The organism is Xanthomonas sp. D-109, assembly GCF_017746095.1.
Taxonomy (GTDB): Bacteria; Pseudomonadota; Gammaproteobacteria; order Xanthomonadales; family Xanthomonadaceae; genus Xanthomonas_A; species Xanthomonas_A sacchari.
In genome coordinates, this window is sequence record NZ_JAGHWV010000039.1 from 1 (window position 1) to 17,863 (window position 17,863).

General features: G+C 71.0%; 17 protein-coding genes. 9 read left to right on the forward strand and 8 right to left on the reverse strand.

Going from position 1 to position 17,863, the window contains the following annotated elements:
* Positions 1-715: 715 nt before the first annotated feature.
* Together J7357_RS21015 and J7357_RS21020 are read right to left on the reverse strand one after the other, a co-directional pair.
* Positions 716-2,326 carry a carboxyl transferase domain-containing protein gene (locus J7357_RS21015; protein ID WP_209249457.1) on the reverse strand — a complete coding sequence of 537 codons (1,611 nt, stop codon included), beginning with the start codon at positions 2,324-2,326 and terminating at the stop codon, positions 716-718.
* Between the two features lie 129 nt (positions 2,327-2,455).
* Complete coding sequence (locus J7357_RS21020; protein ID WP_010341368.1) at positions 2,456-3,619, reverse strand: isovaleryl-CoA dehydrogenase; 1,164 nt, start codon at positions 3,617-3,619, stop codon at positions 2,456-2,458.
* 132 nt (positions 3,620-3,751) lie between these two features.
* On the opposite strand from J7357_RS21020, the gene J7357_RS21025 reads away from it, so the two are divergent.
* The 3 genes from J7357_RS21025 to J7357_RS21035 all read left to right on the forward strand — a co-directional run bounded on the left by J7357_RS21025 (position 3,752) and on the right by J7357_RS21035 (position 6,877).
* Positions 3,752-4,360: a TetR/AcrR family transcriptional regulator gene (locus J7357_RS21025; protein WP_209249459.1), complete on the forward strand. Its 609-nt coding sequence runs from the start codon at positions 3,752-3,754 to the stop codon at positions 4,358-4,360.
* Between the two features lie 153 nt (positions 4,361-4,513).
* Positions 4,514-5,032: a c-type cytochrome gene (locus tag J7357_RS21030; protein ID WP_209249462.1), complete on the forward strand. Its 519-nt coding sequence runs from the start codon at positions 4,514-4,516 to the stop codon at positions 5,030-5,032.
* Between the two features lie 93 nt (positions 5,033-5,125).
* Positions 5,126-6,877 (forward strand): ExeM/NucH family extracellular endonuclease, encoded by a 1,752-nt coding sequence (locus tag J7357_RS21035; protein ID WP_209249464.1) that lies wholly within the window; start codon positions 5,126-5,128, stop codon positions 6,875-6,877.
* Positions 6,878-7,994: 1,117 nt separating this feature from the next.
* Here J7357_RS21035 and J7357_RS21040 read toward each other — a convergent pair.
* Positions 7,995-8,378 carry a MerC domain-containing protein gene (locus J7357_RS21040; protein ID WP_209249467.1) on the reverse strand — a complete coding sequence of 128 codons (384 nt, stop codon included), beginning with the start codon at positions 8,376-8,378 and terminating at the stop codon, positions 7,995-7,997.
* Between the two features lie 75 nt (positions 8,379-8,453).
* Here J7357_RS21040 and J7357_RS21045 point away from each other — a divergent pair, with 75 nt between their 5' ends.
* Positions 8,454-9,779 carry a GTP-binding protein gene (locus tag J7357_RS21045; protein ID WP_209249469.1) on the forward strand — a complete coding sequence of 442 codons (1,326 nt, stop codon included), beginning with the start codon at positions 8,454-8,456 and terminating at the stop codon, positions 9,777-9,779.
* 60 nt (positions 9,780-9,839) lie between these two features.
* Here the strand turns inward: J7357_RS21045 and J7357_RS21050 are convergent, their stop codons facing one another.
* Positions 9,840-10,703 carry an EamA/RhaT family transporter gene (locus J7357_RS21050; protein ID WP_209249471.1) on the reverse strand — a complete coding sequence of 288 codons (864 nt, stop codon included), beginning with the start codon at positions 10,701-10,703 and terminating at the stop codon, positions 9,840-9,842.
* Positions 10,704-10,789: 86 nt separating this feature from the next.
* Between J7357_RS21050 and J7357_RS21055 the strand changes: the two genes are divergently transcribed.
* The gene (locus J7357_RS21055; RefSeq protein ID WP_209249473.1) at positions 10,790-11,455 is read left to right on the forward strand and encodes an alpha/beta family hydrolase; all 666 of its coding nucleotides are present in this window, start codon (positions 10,790-10,792) and stop codon (positions 11,453-11,455) included.
* A complete protein-coding gene (gene zapE / locus J7357_RS21060) occupies positions 11,452-12,549 on the forward strand; it encodes a cell division protein ZapE (protein ID WP_029561968.1) in 1,098 nt (365 codons plus the stop codon). The genes J7357_RS21055 and zapE overlap by 4 nt, the downstream gene beginning before the upstream one ends.
* Positions 12,550-12,571: 22 nt before the next feature.
* On the opposite strand, the gene J7357_RS21065 is transcribed toward zapE, so the two are convergent.
* The gene (locus J7357_RS21065; protein WP_209249475.1) at positions 12,572-12,961 is read right to left on the reverse strand and encodes a hypothetical protein; all 390 of its coding nucleotides are present in this window, start codon (positions 12,959-12,961) and stop codon (positions 12,572-12,574) included.
* 139 nt (positions 12,962-13,100) lie between these two features.
* On the opposite strand from J7357_RS21065, the gene J7357_RS21070 reads away from it, so the two are divergent.
* The 3 genes from J7357_RS21070 to J7357_RS21080 all read left to right on the forward strand — a co-directional run bounded on the left by J7357_RS21070 (position 13,101) and on the right by J7357_RS21080 (position 15,011).
* Entirely contained in the window at positions 13,101-13,559 is a 459-nt protein-coding gene (locus tag J7357_RS21070) for a MarR family transcriptional regulator (RefSeq protein ID WP_209249478.1), read from the forward strand.
* Between the two features lie 84 nt (positions 13,560-13,643).
* Positions 13,644-14,075, forward strand: a complete 432-nt coding sequence (locus tag J7357_RS21075) for an organic hydroperoxide resistance protein (protein ID WP_010342071.1) — start codon at positions 13,644-13,646, stop codon at positions 14,073-14,075.
* A 165-nt stretch (positions 14,076-14,240) separates the two neighbouring features.
* Positions 14,241-15,011, forward strand: coding sequence for an NAD-dependent deacylase (locus J7357_RS21080; RefSeq protein WP_010342072.1), 771 nt, complete (start codon positions 14,241-14,243; stop codon positions 15,009-15,011).
* A gap of 18 nt (positions 15,012-15,029) precedes the next feature.
* Here J7357_RS21080 and J7357_RS21085 read toward each other — a convergent pair whose 3' ends face one another.
* The 3 genes from J7357_RS21085 to J7357_RS21095 form a co-directional block, all read right to left on the reverse strand.
* Positions 15,030-15,953, reverse strand: coding sequence for an alpha/beta hydrolase (locus J7357_RS21085; protein ID WP_209249481.1), 924 nt, complete (start codon positions 15,951-15,953; stop codon positions 15,030-15,032).
* Between the two features lie 76 nt (positions 15,954-16,029).
* Positions 16,030-17,298 carry an ATP-binding protein gene (locus J7357_RS21550; RefSeq protein ID WP_209249483.1) on the reverse strand — a complete coding sequence of 423 codons (1,269 nt, stop codon included), beginning with the start codon at positions 17,296-17,298 and terminating at the stop codon, positions 16,030-16,032.
* A partial coding sequence (locus tag J7357_RS21095; RefSeq protein ID WP_244667723.1) for a winged helix-turn-helix domain-containing protein occupies positions 17,295-17,863 on the reverse strand: 569 nt, incomplete at its 5' end. The genes J7357_RS21550 and J7357_RS21095, both read right to left, overlap by 4 nt.

Genomic DNA, 17,863 nt, shown 5'->3' on the forward strand with positions numbered 1-17,863 from the left:
GGCAGGAGGCCCCTTCCGCGGATCCCCGTGATGGACGCGGACCCGGAGCGCGCAGCGCGGAGGGCGCGAGGCAGGGCGCGCTTTCTTTTGGTTACCTTTTCTTTGCGCGAGCAAAGAAAAGTAACTCGCCCGCAAGGGCGAAAGCCTTTGCTGTTGCTTGATGTTTGCGTGTCAGGCGAGAAGGTACGTAGAAGCGGCTTCAGCCGCGACCCACATGATCGGTAATGCCTGTCGCGGCTAAAGCCGCTCCTGCGATTCAGCGGCCACCGCCGCAGCAGCAAGTGCAAGAGCAAAGCTTTCGCCTGGCGGCGAGTCACTTTTCTTTGCTTGTGCAAAGAAAAGTAACCAAAAGAAAGCACACCCCGCAGCGCGCCCTCCGCGCTACGCGCTCCGGGTCCGCAGCCACGACGGGGATTCGCGGAAGGGGCATCCTGCCCCTGCCGCGAACGGCGCACATCCATGTGCGCCGCCCTTCGGGTTTTTCCCCGCCGCGGCTGCCGCGCCGAGGGGACCCGGTAAGTCAAAGGCAGAGCAAGAGCAAAAGCAGGAGCAAAAGCAGCAGCAAAAGCGGAAGCAGCCGCAGCGAGCGCGTCCGCTGAGCCGGTCGTGGAGCCCACCGCCGGGCACACTAGCGCCGGCATCGCCAGCGACCACCTGCGTGACCACCGCCGATCCGCGCGCGAACGCGCCTTCCACCCCGAGCGCATGCGCCCCCTCACATCCGGAACACCCCGAACCGGCTCGGCTCCGCCGGCGCGTTCAACGCCGCCGACAAGCCCAACCCCAATACCCGCCGCGTCTGCGCCGGATCGATCACCCCGTCGTCCCACAACCGCGCACTGGCGTAGTACGGATGGCCCTGCCGCTCGAACTGCTCGCGGATCGGCGCCTTGAACGCCGCCTCCTCCGCGTCCGACCACTGCCCGCCCTTGGCCGCGATGCCGTCGCGGCGCACCGTCGCCAGCACGCTGGCCGCCTGCTCGCCGCCCATCACCCCGATGCGTGCGTTCGGCCACATCCACAGGAAATTCGGCGAATACGCGCGGCCGCACATGCCATAGTTGCCGGCGCCGAACGAACCGCCGATCACCACCGTGAACTTGGGCACCTTGGCGCAGGCCACCGCCATCACCAGCTTGGCGCCGTCCTTGGCGATGCCGCCGTGCTCGTACTTGCGGCCGACCATGAAGCCGGTGATGTTCTGCAGGAACACCAGCGGAATGCCGCGCTGCGCGCACAGCTCGATGAAGTGCGCGCCCTTCAGCGCCGACTCGGAGAACAGGATGCCGTTGTTGGCGACGATGCCCACCGGATAGCCGTGGATGTGCGCGAAGCCGGTGACCAATGTGGTGCCGTAGCGCGCCTTGAATTCGTCGAAACGCGAGCCGTCCACCACCCGCGCGATCACCTCGCGCACGTCGAACGGCTTGCGCGCGTCGGCGGGGATCACCCCGTACAGTTCCTCGGCCGGGTACAGCGGCGGCTCCGGCGTGCGCAGCGCCAGGGCGGGGGCCGGCTTGCGCCAGTTGAGCTGGGCGACGATGGCGCGGACCCGCGCCAGCGCCTGCAGGTCGTTGTCGGCGAAGTGGTCGGCCACGCCGGAGATGCGCGTGTGCACGTCGGCGCCGCCCAGGTCCTCGGCGCTGACGTCCTCGCCGGTGGCGGCCTTCACCAGCGGCGGGCCGCCGAGGAAGATGGTGCCCTGTTCGCGCACGATCACCGTCTCGTCGCTCATCGCCGGCACGTAGGCGCCGCCGGCGGTGCACGAGCCCATCACGCAGGCGATCTGGGCGATGCCCTGCGCCGAGAGGTTGGCCTGGTTGTAGAAGATCCGGCCGAAGTGGTCGCGGTCGGGAAACACCTCGTCCTGCAGCGGCAAAAACGCGCCGCCGGAATCGACCAGGTAGATGCACGGCAGCCGGTTCTGCTGGGCGATCTCCTGCGCGCGCAGGTGTTTCTTCACCGTCATCGGGTAATAGGTGCCGCCCTTGACCGTGGCGTCGTTGGCGACGATCACGCATTCCACGCCGGAGACGCGGCCGATGCCGGCGACCACGCCGGCGCACGGCACTTCGTCGTCGTACAGGCCCAGCGCAGCCAGTGGCGCGATCTCCAGGAACGCGCTGCCTGGGTCGAGCAGGGCGTCGATGCGCTCGCGCACCAGCAGCTTGCCGCGCGCCTGGTGCTTGGCGCGGGCGGCTTCGCTGCCGCCCAGGGCGATACGCGCCTGGGTGGCGTGCAGGTCGTCGACCACCGCGCGCAGCGCGGCGGCATTGGCGGCGAAGGCGTCGCTGCCGGGTTGCAACTGGGTCTGGATCGCGCTCATGGCAGAACCGTGGAAAGAAGGAGAGGGCAGGCGGCGGATGTGGGAGGGGCTCTTGTCCCCTTTGGCGGGATCAGCCCCGACGCGATGGCGTCGAAACGGCCTTTCGGCCGATATCGCTTTCGCGGCGCATCACTTGGTCCGCTCGAACAACTCGCGGCCGATCAGCATGCGACGGATCTCCGAGGTGCCGGCGCCGATTTCGTAGAGCTTGGCGTCGCGCCACAGGCGCCCGGTCGGATAGTCGTTGATGTAGCCGTTGCCGCCCAGCACCTGGATCGCCTGGCCGGTCAGCCAGGTGGCCTTCTCGGCCGCGTAGAGGATTGCGCCGGCGGCGTCCTGGCGGGTGGTGCGGCCGGCGTCGCAGGCGCGCGCCACCGCATACACGTAGGCGCGGCAGGCATTGAGGCCCACGTACATGTCGGCCAGCTTGCCCTGCATCAGCTGGAAGCTGCCGATCGGTTCGCCGAACTGGCGGCGCTCGTGCACGTAGGGCAGCACCACGTCCAGCGCCGCCGCCATCAGCCCCAGCGGGCCGCCGGACAGCACCACGCGCTCGTAATCCAGGCCGGACATCAGCACGCGCACGCCGCCGCCGACCTCGCCCAGCACATTCTCCGCCGGCACTTCGCAGTCCTGGAACACCAGTTCGCAGGTGTTGGAGCCGCGCATGCCGAGCTTGTCCAGCTTCTGCGCGGTGGAAAAGCCGGGCATGCCCTTCTCGACCACGAACGCGGTGATGCCGCGCGCGCCGCCGCTGGGGTCGGTCTTGGCGTAGACCACCAGCACGTCGGCGTCGGGGCCGTTGGTGATCCACATCTTGTTGCCGTTGAGTACGTAGCGGTCGCCGCGCGCCTCGGCGCGCAGCTTCATCGACACCACGTCCGAGCCGGCGCCGGGCTCGCTCATCGCCAGCGCGCCGACGTGCTCGCCGCTGCACAGCTTCGGCAGGTAGCGCGCCTTCTGCGCCGGGCTGGCGTTCTTGCGCAACTGGTTCACGCACAGGTTCGAATGCGCGCCGTAGGACAGGCCGATCGCGCCGCAGGCGCGCGAGATCTCCTCCATCGCCACCACGTGCGCCAGGTAGCCCATCGCGCTGCCGCCGTACTCCTCCTCCACGGTGAGGCCGAGCAGGCCCTGTTCGCCGAGCTTGCGCCACAGCGGCGCGGGGAAGGCGTTGTCGCGGTCGGCCTGCTCGGCCAGCGGCGCGATCTCGCGCGCGGCGAAGGCGGCGACGCTGTCGCGCAGCAGGTCGACCTCCTCGCCCAACTCGAAATTCAACGACGGCATCAGCATGGCGGCAACTCCGGGAATGGCGGGTGGCCGGCGGCGCCTAGAATCGGACCCGCGCCGGGCAAGAGCGCCCAGCGTAGCCGGGAACGGCAAAGAAGTGAACAGAAATTCATTAATTGAACTTAGAATCACGCCATGGCCTACAAACGCTCCGCCCTGATGGAAGAACGCCTCGCCGGCAACCGCCAGCGGATCCTGCTGGCGGCACGCCGGCTGATCGCCGCCGACGGCTTCCGCGGCGCCCCGGTGACCGCGGTGGCGGCCGAGGCCGGGGTCTCCACCGGGCTGATCTACCGGCATTTCCCGTCCAAGGCCGAGCTGTTCGTGGAGGTGCTGACCGCCGCCGTGGAGCACGAGCTGACCATCCTGCGCGGCATCGCCGCCGCGCCGGCGCCGGCCGCGCAGCGCCTGCGCGATGCCATCGCCTCGTTCGTGCGCCGCGCCCTGGCCGGCCCCGGCCTGGCCTACGCCTTCATCGCCGAACCGGTGGAACCGGAGGTGGATGCCGAGCGCATCCGCTGCCGGCGCCTGCTCGGCGACGTGTTCAAGGGCATCCTCGCCGAGGGCGTGGCCGCGGGCGAGTTCCCCGCGCAGGACCTGGAGGCGGCGGCCGCGTGCCTGGTCGGCGCCTACACCGAGGCGCTGGTCGGCCCGACCGCGCCCAGCCGCGACGGCCCGCGCGACAGCGAGCGCCTGGTCGAGGCGGTGTGCGGGTTCTGCCTGCGCGCGGTGGGCAGCGCCTGAGCGCAACGGCCGCGCCGCCTGCGCCGAACTGCTGCGATGCAGCACGCATCGCCTGCGATTCCGGGCCATCCTGGCGTGCCGCGCGGCGCAAACGCTGGCTATACTCGGTCGCGTAGCGGTGGTCCGGATTACCACGTGCCAAAGGGGTGTGATGTGCGGAATTACGACCTCGAATTTCTCAAGCGCTTCTCGATGGTGATCGGCCTGCTGGTGCTGATCACCCTCGGCCTGATCGTGTTCGCGCATTACCTGCAGCGGGCCATCCCGCCGGAGGTGTCGCCGGTGGCGCAAAAGCGTACCGACGAGCGCATTGCGCCCGTGGGCGCGGTCTACGCCGGCAGCACCGGCGCCGCGGCGCAGGCCGCCGCGCAGGCGGCGGCGCTGGCCAAGGCCTCGGCGCAGGCGGCCTACGGCGGCACCACCGACGGCAAGACCATCTTCAACAACCTGTGCACCGCCTGCCACACCAACGGCGTGGGCAAGGCGCCGACGCTGGACCACGCGCACTGGGACAAGCGCATCGCGCAGGGCAAGGAGACGCTCTACAAGCACGCCATCGAGGGCTATACCGGCCCCGACGGCGGCATCATGCCGCCCAAGGGCGGCAATCCCGGGCTGACCGAGGAGCAGATCCACGCCACCGTGGACTGGATGCTGGCCAACCTGAAGTAACCTTGCGCCTCCCGCACGCCCTTGCGCCGCCTTCGGGCGGCGCAGTCGTTTCCGCGCCCGTCGCGTGCCGGCGCAAACAAGGAGAGTGATCACATGCGCATGCCGCCGCCGTCGTTGTTGTCGTTGTTGCTGCTGGTCGCAGCCCCTGCCGCGCAGGCGCTGACGCCGCCGACGCTGCTGCCGATCGGGCAGTTGCGTCCGGGGCCGCAGGCGCAGGGCGTGGTGTTCGAGGGCGTGGTCACCGCGCGCGTGGAGGCCGGCGGCAGCGGCTACCTGGTGCAGGATGCCGGCGACGACGACCCGCTCACCGCCGACGCGCTGCTGGTGCGTGGCGACGCCGAGCGCAGCCTGGCCCCGGGCGATCGTGTGCGGGTGTGGGGCGAACTGGCCCCGCAGGCCGCCGCGTCGGCCAAGGCCGGCACGGCCTTCGTCGGGCGCAGCGTGCTGGAGCAGGGGCACACCGTGCTGGCGCGCGCGCAACCCTTGCCGCTGCAGGTGCTTGATGCGGCGCCGGCCGACTGGTCGGCACTGGCCGGCATGCGCGTGCGCATCGCCGCGCCGCTGACCGTGGTCGACAACGATGCGCTGGGCAAGACCGGCGAGCTTGGCGTGGCCTTCGGCGGGCGCCTGTGGCAGCCCAGCGAGGTGGCCGCGCCCGGCAGCGCCGAGCTCGCGGCGGTGGTGGTCGACAACGCGCGGCGCGGGCTGCGGCTGGGCACGCTCGCTGCGCCGACGCCGACATCAACACCGGCAACGGCAACGGCAACGGCAAAACTTCCGGACTATCTGGGCAGCGCCACTGCACCGCCGCGCGCGGGCAGCACGGTCCAGGACGTGGAGGGCATCGTCGGCGGGGTGATCGAGGGTGCCGCGCGGCTGTATCCGACCGCCGCTCTGCAACTGACGCCGCCGCCGGAACCGGCGCCGCCGCAGGTCGACGGCAGCCTGCGCATCGCCGCGTTCAACCTGGAGAACTTCTTCAACGGCGACGGCCGCGGCGGCGGGTTCCCGACCCTGCGCGGCGCACGCACGCCGGCCGAATTCCAGGCGCAGCTGCGCAAGCTGGTGGCCACGATCCGCCCGCTGCAGGCCGATGTCGCCGCGCTGATGGAACTGGAGAACGACGGCTACGGCCCGACCTCGGCGATCGCCAGCCTGGTCGACGCGCTCAACGCCGGCGGCGGCGACTGGCGCTTCGTGGATGCCGGGCGCGGCCCCGGCGACAACCCGATCCGGGTCGGGCTGATCTACCGCGCCTCGCGGGTCAGCCCGGTGGGCAAGCCGGCGATGCTGGAAGGCGGTCCGTTCGCCGAGCACAGCCGCGTGCCGCTGGCGCAGGCGTTCCGCCGCGGCAGTGGCGCGCCGTTCGTGGTGGTGGCCAACCACTTCAAGTCCAAGGGTGGCTGCAGCGAGGCCAGCGGCGCCGACGCCGACCGCGGCGACGGCCAGGGCTGCTGGAACGCGACCCGCACCGAGTCGGCGCGCCGCGTCGATGCGTGGCTGCGCAGCGACCCCACCGGCACCGGCAGCACGGCCAGCGTGCTGCTCGGCGATTTCAACGCCTATGCGATGGAAGATCCGCTGCGCCTGCTGCGCGACGCGGGCTGGCGCGATGCGTTGCAGGAGGCGCATGTCGCGCAGCCCTACAGCTTCGTCTATCGCGGCCTCAGTGGCCGGCTGGACCACGCCTTGCTGAGTCCGGCGCTGGCGGCGCGGTTGCGCGGTGCCGCCGAATGGCACGTCAACGCGGACCTGCCCGACAGCGATGGTTACCGCGAGCGCGATCTGCCTGGCCCGTGGCGCAGTTCCGATCACGATCCGTTGTTGCTGGGGTTTGATCTGTAGGGCCGGGAATGGGGAGATGGGAATGGGCAATCGGGAAAGCTGATCGCCGGCCCTCCTTTCCCTGTCCTTGATGTGTGGGACATTCCTGCTGGAGTCTCACGTCCTTCGCGAGGCGCACGACGGTTTGTCGTGAGAGGTGTGCTGTGCTTCAGGGCGATCGTAATGAGCGTCCGGTCTTACGCCTCGTTGCGATCTCTTGAACGTTGCTTCTGTCCATCGTGCGCTGGCCGCACGTTGTGTCGTGGTGCTGACCGAAGTTGTGAGATGTGGTGTTTCGCTCGTGAAGAAGGGCGGCAGCATGGGCTGTTGCTGTCGCTTTGGCACTTGCCGTTGTTTCTGCTGTTGCCGTTGCTCTGGCTTTTGACTTACCGGGTTCCCTTCCGCAGCGGCGGATGGACCGGGGAAACACCCGAAGGGCGGCGCACATGGATGTGCGCCGTTCGCGGCAGGGGCAGGATGCCCCTTCCGCGAATCCCCGGTGCATCCGCGGACCCGGAGCGCGCAGCGCGGAGGGCGCAAGGCAGGGCGCGCTTTCTTTTGGTTACCTTTTCTTTGCGCGAGCAAAGAAAAGTAACTCGCCCGAAAGGGCGAAAGCCTTTGCTGTTGCTTCGAGTTTGCGTGTCAAACGAGAAGAGTCGTAGGAGCGGCTTCAGCCGCGACCGATGGAATCGGCAATGCCTGTCGCGGCTGAAGCCGCTCCTACAGAGAAGCTCTGAAGCAAGAGCAAAGCTTTCGCCTGGCGGCGAGTTACTTTGATCAGCCTTCGGCTGCTGAGAAGCACTTCTTTGCTTGTGCAAAGAAAAGTAACCAAAAGAAAGCACACCCTGCCTCGCGCCCTCCGCGCTAACGCGCTCCGGGTCCGCGTCCATCCCGGGGATCCGCGGAAGGGGCATCCTGCCCCTGCCGCGGACGGCGTACATCCATGTACGCCGCCCCTTCGGGGTTTTTCCCCGCGCTGGCCGCCGCTTCGGAAGGGAACCCGATAAATCAAAAGCCAGAGCAACAGCAACAGCAACAGCAACGGCAACAGCAACAGCCAACGCAACAGCCAAAGCCACGCTGCATGGCACCCCCTGATCGCCTCGAGCGAAAGCACGCTATACAGCGCGCCCCACGCTCAATGCCGGCAACGCAGCCGATGCCGTCGCCAATTCCACAGATGCGCACTGGCCAGGGCCAGGCTGCCGCTCACCGTCATCGCGGTCTCGCTGGCCTCGTCGGGAATGCCGAAAGCGCCGGCCAGCAGACCGAGCAGGCCCAGCGCCGCCAGCGTCCACAGCGGCCAGGGCAGCGCGTCGCGCCGGTGCCCGCGCCACAGCGCCAGCCCCGCCAACGGCGCGGCGATCGCCACGAATACCACGTGCACCCACTCGGCCTTGGCCCAGACGCCGAACAGCGGCAGCGCCGCGGCCAGCAACGGCAAGGCCAGGCAGTGCAGCAGGCACAGCCCGGACAACAGCATCGCCGAGGCATCGAAGAAAGAGGGCGGCAGGGATTTCATGGGCGGTCACTCCAACGCATCAAGTGTTATATAGTAACATTTCCAGTCCGCCACGCCTTCGCGCCGATGCCCGCCATGTCCACGTCCGCCGTTTCCGATTCCCGCCTTCCCGTCACCGTCCTGTCCGGCTTCCTGGGTGCCGGCAAGACCACCCTGCTCAATCGCGTGCTGCACAACCGCGATGGCCGCCGCGTGGCGGTGATCGTCAACGACATGAGCGAGGTCAACATCGACGCGGCGCTGATCCGCGACGGCGGCGCCGCGCTCAGCCGCACCGAAGAGACTCTGGTCGAGTTCAGCAACGGCTGCATCTGCTGCACCCTGCGCGACGACCTGCGCCAGGAGGTGCAGCGCCTGGCCGAGAGCGGGCGCTACGACTACCTGCTGATCGAATCCACCGGCATCTCCGAGCCGATGCCGGTGGCCGCGACCTTCGCCGTGCGCGATGCCGACGGCCGCGGCCTGGCCGATGTCGCGCGCCTGGACACCATGCTCACCGTGGTCGACGGGGTGAGCTTCCTGCGCGATTTCGGCTCGGCCGAGCGTCTGGCCGACCGTGGCCTGCAGGCCGGGGACGACGACGACCGCGGGCTGGTCAACCTGCTGGTGGAGCAGATCGAGTTCGCCGACGTGATCGTCATCAGCAAGGCCGACCAGGCCGATGCGGCCACCCTCGACCGGACCCGCGCGGTACTGCGTGCGCTCAACCGCGATGCCCGCATCGTCGAGGCCAGCCGCGGCGACGTGCCGCTGGAACTGGTGCTGGACACCGGCCGCTTCGATTTCGTGCGCGCGCAGCTGGCGCCGGGGTGGATGCAGGCGCTGCGCGGCGAGCACGCGCCGGAGACCGAGCAGTTCGGCATCGAAAGCTTCGTCTATCGCGCGCGCCGGCCGTTCCACCCGCTGCGCTTCGCGCGGCTGGCGCAGCGCGGCTTGCGCGATGTGATCCGCAGCAAGGGCTTCTTCTGGCTGGCCAGCCGCATGGACTGGGTCGGCGAGCTGTCCATCGTCGGTGCGGCCACCCAGACCCAGGCCGCCGGCTTCTGGTATGCGGCGCGCGAGCGCGTGGACCGCGGCCTGCTGGACACGCCGCTGGCGCTGCCGCCGTCGCCGCTGGCGTACACCGAGCTGGGCTGGCAGCGGCAGCAGAGCGCGTGCTGGAACGCGCCGCCGCCGCAGGCCGAGGAGGTCGGCGATGCGCGCGAGTACGCGGCGCTGCGCGCGATGTGGCATCCGCTGTGGGGCGACCGCCGCCAGGAACTGGCGGTGATCGGCGTCGGCCTGGACACGGCGCGGGTGCGCGCCGAACTCGATGCCTGCCTGCTCGACGACGCCGAACTGCGGCAGGGGCCGGTGGCGTGGCAGGGACTGGAGGATCCGTTCCCGGTGTGGAGGCGTTGAGGGCCGGGAGTGGGGAATCGGGACTGGGGAATCGGAAAAGCGGGGCGCGGGCGCTGAAGGCTAGTGGACTGTGCCCAGCGCGATCAGCACGATCGCCGGCACCGCCAGCAGCAGGCCGAGGCGGTTCCAGCGGGTGGTGCGTTCGCCGAACACGGCGATGCCGAGCAGGGTGCCCAGGCCGATCACGCCCAGGTTCATCGCCGCGAACACGCTGGCCGGGCTGTCCGGCAGGGCCTGATGCGCGCGCACGTAGAACAGGATGTTGCCGAAGTTGAGCGCGCCCAGCAGCAGGCCGGCGCCGAGGTTGCGCCAGGCCAGCGGGGCGGTGCCGCGCAGGTGGCGCCACAGCTGCACGCCCAGCAGTAGCACGAAGGCCAGCGCGAAGGCCACCAGCAGCGAAGCGGCGAACGGGGTGCCGGCCTGGGCGATGCGCTTGAGCAGCACGTCGATCGCGGCGAAGCCGACCCACACCAGCAGCAGCCACGGTGCGGTGCCTGCGGCGCGGTGCGACGTCGTGTCCGGCCGCTGCACGATGCCGGCGATCGCCAGCAGGCCCAGCGCCAGGCCGGCCAGCTTGGCGCCGTTGGCCTGTTCGCCGAACCACAGGAAGGCCGCGGCCAGCGACAGCAGCAGCGACAGCCGCTGTGCTGCGTCGGTGCGCACAATGCCGGCACTGGCCACCGCGCGGCCCAGCACCAGGAAGATGCCCGGCAGCAGCACGCCCAGGCCCAGCAGCGCCACCCACGGCGTCTGCGCGTCGCCCAGCGCGGCCAGCGGCGGGTGCAGCAGCGCGGCGCACAGCAGCAGCGCCGCCAGGTAGTTCCAGGTCACCGCCTGGGCCAGGTCGATGCGCCGTTGCGGCGCCAGCTTCAGCAGCGCCGAGACCAGCACGCTGCACACCACACTCAGCAGGACGAACGCCACGCACAGGATCCGGATCGGGAGGAAAAGGAACGCTGCGTGCACCGCATCGGCATGTGGCCGCGACCCAGCCCCGGTATTATGACCGCATGACCTCTCCCGCTTTCCCCACCGCCTCCGGCGCGCTGACCCTGCAAGGCCCGGCCGGCCCGATCGAAGCCGCGGTCGATCTGCCCGACGCCGACGACGCCGCGCTGCCGGTCACCGCCATCGTCTGCCATCCGCTGTCCACCGAGGGCGGCAGCATGCACAACAAGGTGGTGACCATGGTCGCGCGCGCGCTGCGCGAACTGGGCGTGCGCGTGGTGCGTTTCAACTTCCGCAGCGTCGGCGCCTCCGCCGGCAGCTTCGACCACGGCGAAGGCGAGCAGCAGGACCTGGCCGCGGTGGCCGCCTGGGTACGCGATCAGCGTCCGCACGACGCGCTGTGGCTGGCCGGTTTCAGCTTCGGCGCCTACGTCTCGCTGCGCGCCAGCGCCGCGCTGCAGCCGCAGGTGCTGATCTCGATCGCGCCGCCGGCCGGGCGCTGGGATTTTTCCGACATGGCGCCGCCGCCGCAGTGGCTGGTGATCCAGGGCGAGGCCGACGAGATCGTCGACCCGCAGGCCGTGTACGACTGGCTGGAGACCTTGGAGGCGCAACCGCAACTGGTGCGCATGCCCGACACCAGCCATTTCTTCCATCGCAAGCTGATCGACCTGCGCGGCGCGTTGCAGCACGCGGTCAAGGCCTGGCTGCCGGCGGCACAGGCGTGAGCGCGGCGGCATTGCCGTCGCAGCGCTACGCCGAGGGCGTGGCGCGCGGCGACTGGCGCGACGATCCGGCCCAGCATGCGGCGCTGGCCGAACTGGACCGCATCCACGTCGCGATCGTGGACGGCGACCAGGAGGGCTGGCTGGACCGGCTGTCGGCGTTCTGGAAGAAGCCCGAGCCAGTGCGTGGACTGTATTTCTGGGGCGGGGTCGGCCGCGGCAAGACCTTCCTGGTCGATCTGTTCTACGACGGCCTGCCGATCGCGCGGAAGTACCGCACGCATTTCCACCGCTTCATGCGCGGCGTGCATGAGCGCCTGCGCGAACACGCCGGGCAGAGCGATCCGCTGGCGAAGATCGCGCAGGAGTGGCGCAGCCGGCTGCGCGTGCTGGTGCTGGACGAGTTCTTCGTCACCGACATCGGCGATGCGATGCTGCTGTCGCGCCTGCTCGAGCGCCTGTTCGCCGAGGGCGTGACCCTGGTCACCACCTCCAACACCGCGCCGCAGAACCTGTACCTCAACGGCCTGCAGCGCGAGAGCTTCCTGCCGGCGATCGGCTTGCTGCAGACCTATTGCGTGGAGCTGTACGCCGAGGGCACCGAGGACTACCGCATGCGTGCGCTGACCCGCTCGCCGGTGTACCGCGCGCCGCTGGCCGAGGACAGCGATGCCTGGCTGGGCGAGCGCTGGGGCGCGCTGACCGGCAATGCCGAGGCGCGCCGCGGCAACATCGAACTGGAAGGGCGCAAGATCCCGGTGCGCGCGCGCGGCAAGAGCATCGTCTGGTTCGATTTCGTCGCCTTGTGCGAAGGCCCGCGCGGTCCCAGCGACTACATCGAGATCGCGCACGAGTTCACCACCGTGCTGCTCGGCGGCATCCCGCACTTCGACCGCATGAACGAGGACGCGGCACGGCGCTTCGTCAACCTGATCGACGAGCTGTACGACCGCCACGTCAACCTGGTCTGCACCGCGCAGGATCCGCCGCCGCTGCTGTACACCGGCGAGCGCCTGGCCGGTGCGTTCGAGCGTACCGCCTCGCGCCTGATCGAAATGCAGAGCGCCGAGTACCTGGCGGCGGCGCACCGGGTCTGAGCGCAGGAGCGTCTGCGGACGCTCAGCGCACCGCGCCGGGCGCACACAGTCCGGCGACGAAGCGCGGCATCAGGCCCGCGCCGGCGATCTCTTCCAGATAGGCAACTGCCGGGCAACTGGCGCCGCCTTCGCTGCGCGCCGGCCAGGACGCGCCGTCCTGCGGCAACTGCCGGTCCATGGCCTGGCGCTGCGCTGTCGACAATCCATCGCGAAAGGTCTCCTCGGCATCGAGCAGATCGGCCGGGGTGAGCCGGTCGGTCGGCACGCCGGGGCACTGGCGACGGGTTTCGCGGGCCAGCGCGTCGGCGCCGGCACCGACCAGCACCGGGCCATCGGGCAGGGTGTTGGGCACGGCCTTGGACATCACGGGGGCAGCGCCGAGCGCGGCCAGCAGCAGGAACGATGCGCGCATGCGGAAGCTCCTTGACGTTGCGCGCAGCGTAGTCCTGCGCCGCTGGCGGCACGAGGGCAGGGCGGCGCCCGCTTCAGCGAGGAGTCGGCGGGCAAAATATCGCTTGCCATTAAATCGCGCGCTATGTAATGTAGTGCCCATGAACCGTACCTCTGCCCCCGACGCCACCGCCCTGCTGAAGCTGGATACCCAGCTGTGCTTCGCGCTGTATTCGGCCAACCTGGCCATGCACAAGCTCTACCGCGGGCTGCTGCGCGACCTCGGCCTGACCTATCCGCAGTACCTGGTGATGCTGGTGCTGTGGGAGCAGGACCAGCGCAGCGTGTCGGAGATCGGCGAGAAGCTGTTCCTGGATTCGGCCACGCTGACCCCGTTGCTCAAGCGCCTGGAGGCGATCGGCCTGCTGACCCGCAGCCGCGCCGCCGCCGACGAGCGCCGCGTGCTGATCGCGTTGACCGCCGACGGCCAGGCGCTGCGCACGCGCGCGCAGGCGGTGCCGGAAGGCGTGCTGTGCGCGGTCGCCTGCGATCTGCAGCAACTGACCCGGCTCAAGCACGATCTGGAAGAGGTCCGCGGCAAGTTGCAGGCCGCCGCCTGAGCGGTTCCCGACCCGATCGCAGTCCCCTCCAACCCGCCCCTCTACCCCATGGCGCCGCGGCGCCGCCCTCCAAGGAGAACCACCATGGCTTCACCGACCACCATCGCCTACACCGCCACCGCCACCGCCACCGGGGGCCGCGACGGCCGCGCCGCCACCCCGGACAAGGCGCTGGACGTCAAGCTGTCGACCCCGCGCGAGCTGGGCGGCGCCGGCGGCGACGGCACCAACCCGGAGCAGCTGTTCGCTGCCGGCTACTCGGCCTGCTTCATCGGCGCGCTGAAGTTCGTCGCCGGCCAGGAGAAGGTGAAGCTGCCGGCCGAGCCGAGCATCGAAGGCCATGTCGGCATCGGCCAGATCCCGGGCGGCTTCGGCATCGCCGTGGAACTGCGCATCGCCGTGCCGGGCCTGGAGCGTGCGACGCTGGAATCGCTGGTGGAGAAGGCGCATCAGGTGTGCCCGTACTCCAACGCCACCCGCGGCAACATCGACGTCAAGCTGGTCGTGCTCGACTGAGCCAGCCGGAGGTCCGGGCCGGCGTCTGTGCCGGTCCATGACCACGCGCGAACGGGCGGCCACTGGCCGCCCGTTCGCGTTGCGGGCGCCTGCGCGTGCTGCCGTGCACATTGAGGGTGACCTGCGGCGATGCAATAGTGTGCGCTTGGTCAAATCGAGCGCGCCATGCTCAGTTCCGCCTACAACGCCGAGACCGTCGCCGCCTTCATCCAGGGCGCGCGCCGTCTGCTGGTGCTGACCGGTGCCGGCATGTCCGCCGAGAGCGGGGTGCCGACCTTCCGTGGCCAGGACGACAGCCTGTGGTCGCGCTTCGATCCCGAGCAACTGGCCACCGAGGACGCCTGGCGTGCCGACCCGGCCCTGGTCTGGGGCTGGTACCGCTGGCGCATGGCGATCGTGGCGCAGGCCCAGCCGCACGCCGGGCACCTGGCGCTGGCGCGCCTGGCCGAGGTCCGCCACACCACCCTGGTGACCCAGAACGTGGACGACCTGCACCAGCGCGCCGGCAGCGAGGTCGCCGCGCACGTGCACGGCCGCCTGTCGGCGCTGCGCTGCAGCGACTGCGGCCAGCCCTGGCGCGGCTTGCTGCCGCCGATCGACGTGCACACGCCCAGCCAGCGCCTGGCGCCGCCGGTGTGCGCGGCCTGCGGCGGCACGGTGCGCCCGGGCGTGGTGTGGTTCGGCGAAGCGTTGCCGGCGGCGGAGTGGGCGCGCGCGCAGACCGCCGCCGACAACGCCGACCTGGTGCTGGTGATCGGCAGTTCCGGCCTGGTCTATCCGGCCGCCAGCCTGCCGCTGCAGGCCAAGGAGCGCGGCGCCTGCGTGGTCGAGATCAATCCCGAACCCAGTGCGCTGTCGGCGCGTGCGGATCTGCACTGGCGCGACAGCGCCGCGGTGGCGCTGCCGTTGCTGCTGCAGCAGTGCATGGTGGCCTGAGCGAACCACCCGCGCCGCTCAGCGCAGGGTGTGCAGGAACGCGTCCACCGCCGCGGTGTAGGCCGAGGGCAGGCCGAGGTCGCGGTTGAGTTCGGCGTGGCTGGCATCCTGCGGCAGCACCTCGACGCGGATGCCGCGGCCGTTGGCCTTGGCGGCCAGGTGGCGCGCCTGCGCGCAGGCATCGGCACGGCGGCTGGAGCACACCGCCAGCAGCGGCGGCGCGCTGGCGCCCATGACGTGGTACGGCGAGGCGGCGATCCAGTCGCTGCGCACGCTGCCGAAGGCGCGGTCGTACAGCGGCAGATGCCGTTGCTGCATCACCTGCTCCACGTCCATCGCCGCACTGTCCAGCGCCACCGTGCCCAAGGGTCGGCGCGCCCCGGCCTGCGCCAGCAGGTCCGGCGACAGGTCCAGCAGGCTCACCAGGTGCGCGCCGGCCGAGTGGCCCATCAGCACCAGCCGCGTCGGGTCGGCGCCCCACTGCGGCGCCAGTTGCTGGATCCGTGCGACCGCGCGCGCCACGTCCTGCGCCTGCTGCAGCGGCGTGGCCTGCGGCAGCAGGCGGTAATTCAGCGACACCAGCACATGGCCCTGCGGCAGCCAGTGCGCGACCTTGTTGGCGGCCACGCCGGGGTTGTCCTTGTCGCCGTCGGCCCAGCCGCCGCCGTGCACCATCACCAGCAGCGGCGCCTGGCGCGCGCCGGCCGGCAGGTACACGTCCATGCGCTGCGCCGGGTCCGGGCCATAGGCGACGTCGCGCAGCACCTGCGCGCCGGCGGGCAGTGGCGCACGCGCGGTGTCGGCGCGATCGCCCTGCAGGCGCTGCAGCAGGCGTGCGCGCAGGCGCCCGTCCTGGGCGTGGACAGGCGTGGCGGTCAGCGCCGGCAACAGCAGCGCCAGGGCGAGCAGGCAATGGGCGGGCGACGGGCGGGACAGGCGCATGGGCGGATCACTCCTTGAAGGACGGCGAGGGAGGTCGTGGCGCGGCCGGCCGGTGCAGGCGCCGACATGCGCCGGTTCAGGCCGGGCGCAGGTGCAGGGTGGCGCACAGGCCGTGTGGGGCGATGGGCTGCAGCAGCAACGCGCCGCGATGCTGGCGCGCGACACGCTCGACGATCGCCAGGCCCAGTCCGCTGCCGCCATGGCCGCCGTGCACGAACGGCTGCAGTGCGCGCGCAGCCAGTGCCGGGTCCAGGCCGGGGCCGTGGTCGCGCACCTCGATGCGCCAGCCATCGCCGCCGTCGCTGTGCAGGCGCAGCTGGAACGGCGCGGCGCCGTGCCGTTCGGCGTTGCCGATGAGGTTGCCGAGCGCGCGCTGCAGCGCCAGCGGCCGCCCGTGCAGCGGCGCCTGCGCGGGCAGGACGGCCTCCCAGCCGGGTTGCGCCGCGCCCAGCGCCTGCCGGCAGAGGTCGGCCAGGTCCAGGGCCACGGCGGGTTCGTCGCGGCCGTCGCGGGCGTAGGCGATGAACTGCGCCAGGATCGCGTCGATCTCGCCGATGTCGCGCTCCATGCCCTCGCGCAGTTCCGGCTCCACCTGCGGCAGCAGCGCCAGCGCGTACTGCAGCCGGGTCAGCGGGGTGCGCAGGTCGTGGGAGATGCCGGCCAGCAGCAGCGCGCGCTCGGCCGCGGCGTGGCGCACGTCGGCGCTGGCCGCGGTGAGCGCCTGCGCCAGCGCGGCGACTTCGCGCGGGCCGCCGGTGGCGATCGGTCCGGCCTGTTCGCCGCGCACCAGGTGCGGCGCGGCCTGCGCCAGTTGCCGCAGCGGCCGCACCAGGCGCCGCGCGACCAGCGCAGCGGCGAGCCAGACCAGCAGCGTGCAGCAGGCCAGCATCGCCACCGAGAACCGGCGCAGGCCGTGCCCGCGCGGCTGGCTGGAGAACGCGATCCACAGTGGCGTGGGCGTGGCCAACTGCAGCCACAGGGTACCGTCGGCGTCGCGCCGCAACGCGCGCCCGGGACCGAGCTGGTCGGCCGCACGGCGCTGCACGGCGTCGACCAGCGGGCCGGCTGCATTGGCCGTGGGCGGCGCGCTGCGCAATTGCAGCCCGGCCTCGCGCAACGCCGGCGCCAGCGCCGTGGCGGCCGGCGAGCGCTGCAACGCCTCGGCGACATTGGCGAAGCCGTGCAGCACGCGCAGTTGCTGCTGTGCTGCCGGCCGCAACGCCAGTTCGCGACCGAGCAGCAGCGCCAGCAGGCCGGCGCCGGCCAGCACCAGCGCGATCACCAGCGCCAGTTGCCCGAACAGGCTGCGCGGCCAGCCGCTGGCGCGGGAAGCCGGCGCGCTCACGCCTGCGGCTCCGGCGGCACGTACACATAGCCCACGCCCCACACCGTCTGGATCAGCCGCGGCGTGCGCACGTCGTCTTCCAGCAGCTTGCGCAGCCGCGCGACGATCACGTCGATGCTGCGGCCCAGCGGCTCGTGTTCGCGGCCGTGCGCCAGGCTGGACAGGCGGTCGCGGCTCAGCGGCTGCTGCGGGTGCCGCAGCAGTACCGACAGCACCGCGAACTCGGCGGTGGTCAGCTTCAACGGTTCGCCGTCGCGGCGCAGTTCGCGCCGTCCCAGGTGCAGGCGGAAGCGGCCGAAGCCGATCTCGCCGCCGTCCGGCTGTGGCGCGCCGGCGCCGCCCGGGCGGGTACGGCGCAGCACCGCGCGGATCCGCGCCAGCAGCTCGCGCGGGTTGACCGGCTTGGGCAGGTAGTCGTCGGCGCCGATCTCCAGGCCGACGATGCGGTCGATCTCGTCGCCCTTGGCGGTCAGCATCACGATCGGGGTGTGGTCGCCCTGGCCGCGCAGGCGTCGGCAGATCTCCAGGCCGTTCTCGCCGGGCAGCATCAGGTCCAGCACCACCA

Coding starts and splice junctions, on each gene's coding strand:
- J7357_RS21070 (WP_209249478.1), top strand. CDS start 13,101: ATGAACCGTACCTCTGCCCCCGACGCCACCGCCCTGCTGAAGCTGGAT.
- J7357_RS21015 (WP_209249457.1), bottom strand. CDS start 2,326: ATGAGCGCGATCCAGACCCAGTTGCAACCCGGCAGCGACGCCTTCGCC.
- J7357_RS21085 (WP_209249481.1), bottom strand. CDS start 15,953: ATGCGCCTGTCCCGCCCGTCGCCCGCCCATTGCCTGCTCGCCCTGGCG.
- J7357_RS21040 (WP_209249467.1), bottom strand. CDS start 8,378: ATGAAATCCCTGCCGCCCTCTTTCTTCGATGCCTCGGCGATGCTGTTG.
- J7357_RS21025 (WP_209249459.1), top strand. CDS start 3,752: ATGGCCTACAAACGCTCCGCCCTGATGGAAGAACGCCTCGCCGGCAAC.
- J7357_RS21080 (WP_010342072.1), top strand. CDS start 14,241: ATGCTCAGTTCCGCCTACAACGCCGAGACCGTCGCCGCCTTCATCCAG.
- J7357_RS21045 (WP_209249469.1), top strand. CDS start 8,454: ATGTCCACGTCCGCCGTTTCCGATTCCCGCCTTCCCGTCACCGTCCTG.
- J7357_RS21065 (WP_209249475.1), bottom strand. CDS start 12,961: ATGCGCGCATCGTTCCTGCTGCTGGCCGCGCTCGGCGCTGCCCCCGTG.
- J7357_RS21075 (WP_010342071.1), top strand. CDS start 13,644: ATGGCTTCACCGACCACCATCGCCTACACCGCCACCGCCACCGCCACC.
- J7357_RS21055 (WP_209249473.1), top strand. CDS start 10,790: ATGACCTCTCCCGCTTTCCCCACCGCCTCCGGCGCGCTGACCCTGCAA.
- J7357_RS21020 (WP_010341368.1), bottom strand. CDS start 3,619: ATGCTGATGCCGTCGTTGAATTTCGAGTTGGGCGAGGAGGTCGACCTG.
- J7357_RS21035 (WP_209249464.1), top strand. CDS start 5,126: ATGCGCATGCCGCCGCCGTCGTTGTTGTCGTTGTTGCTGCTGGTCGCA.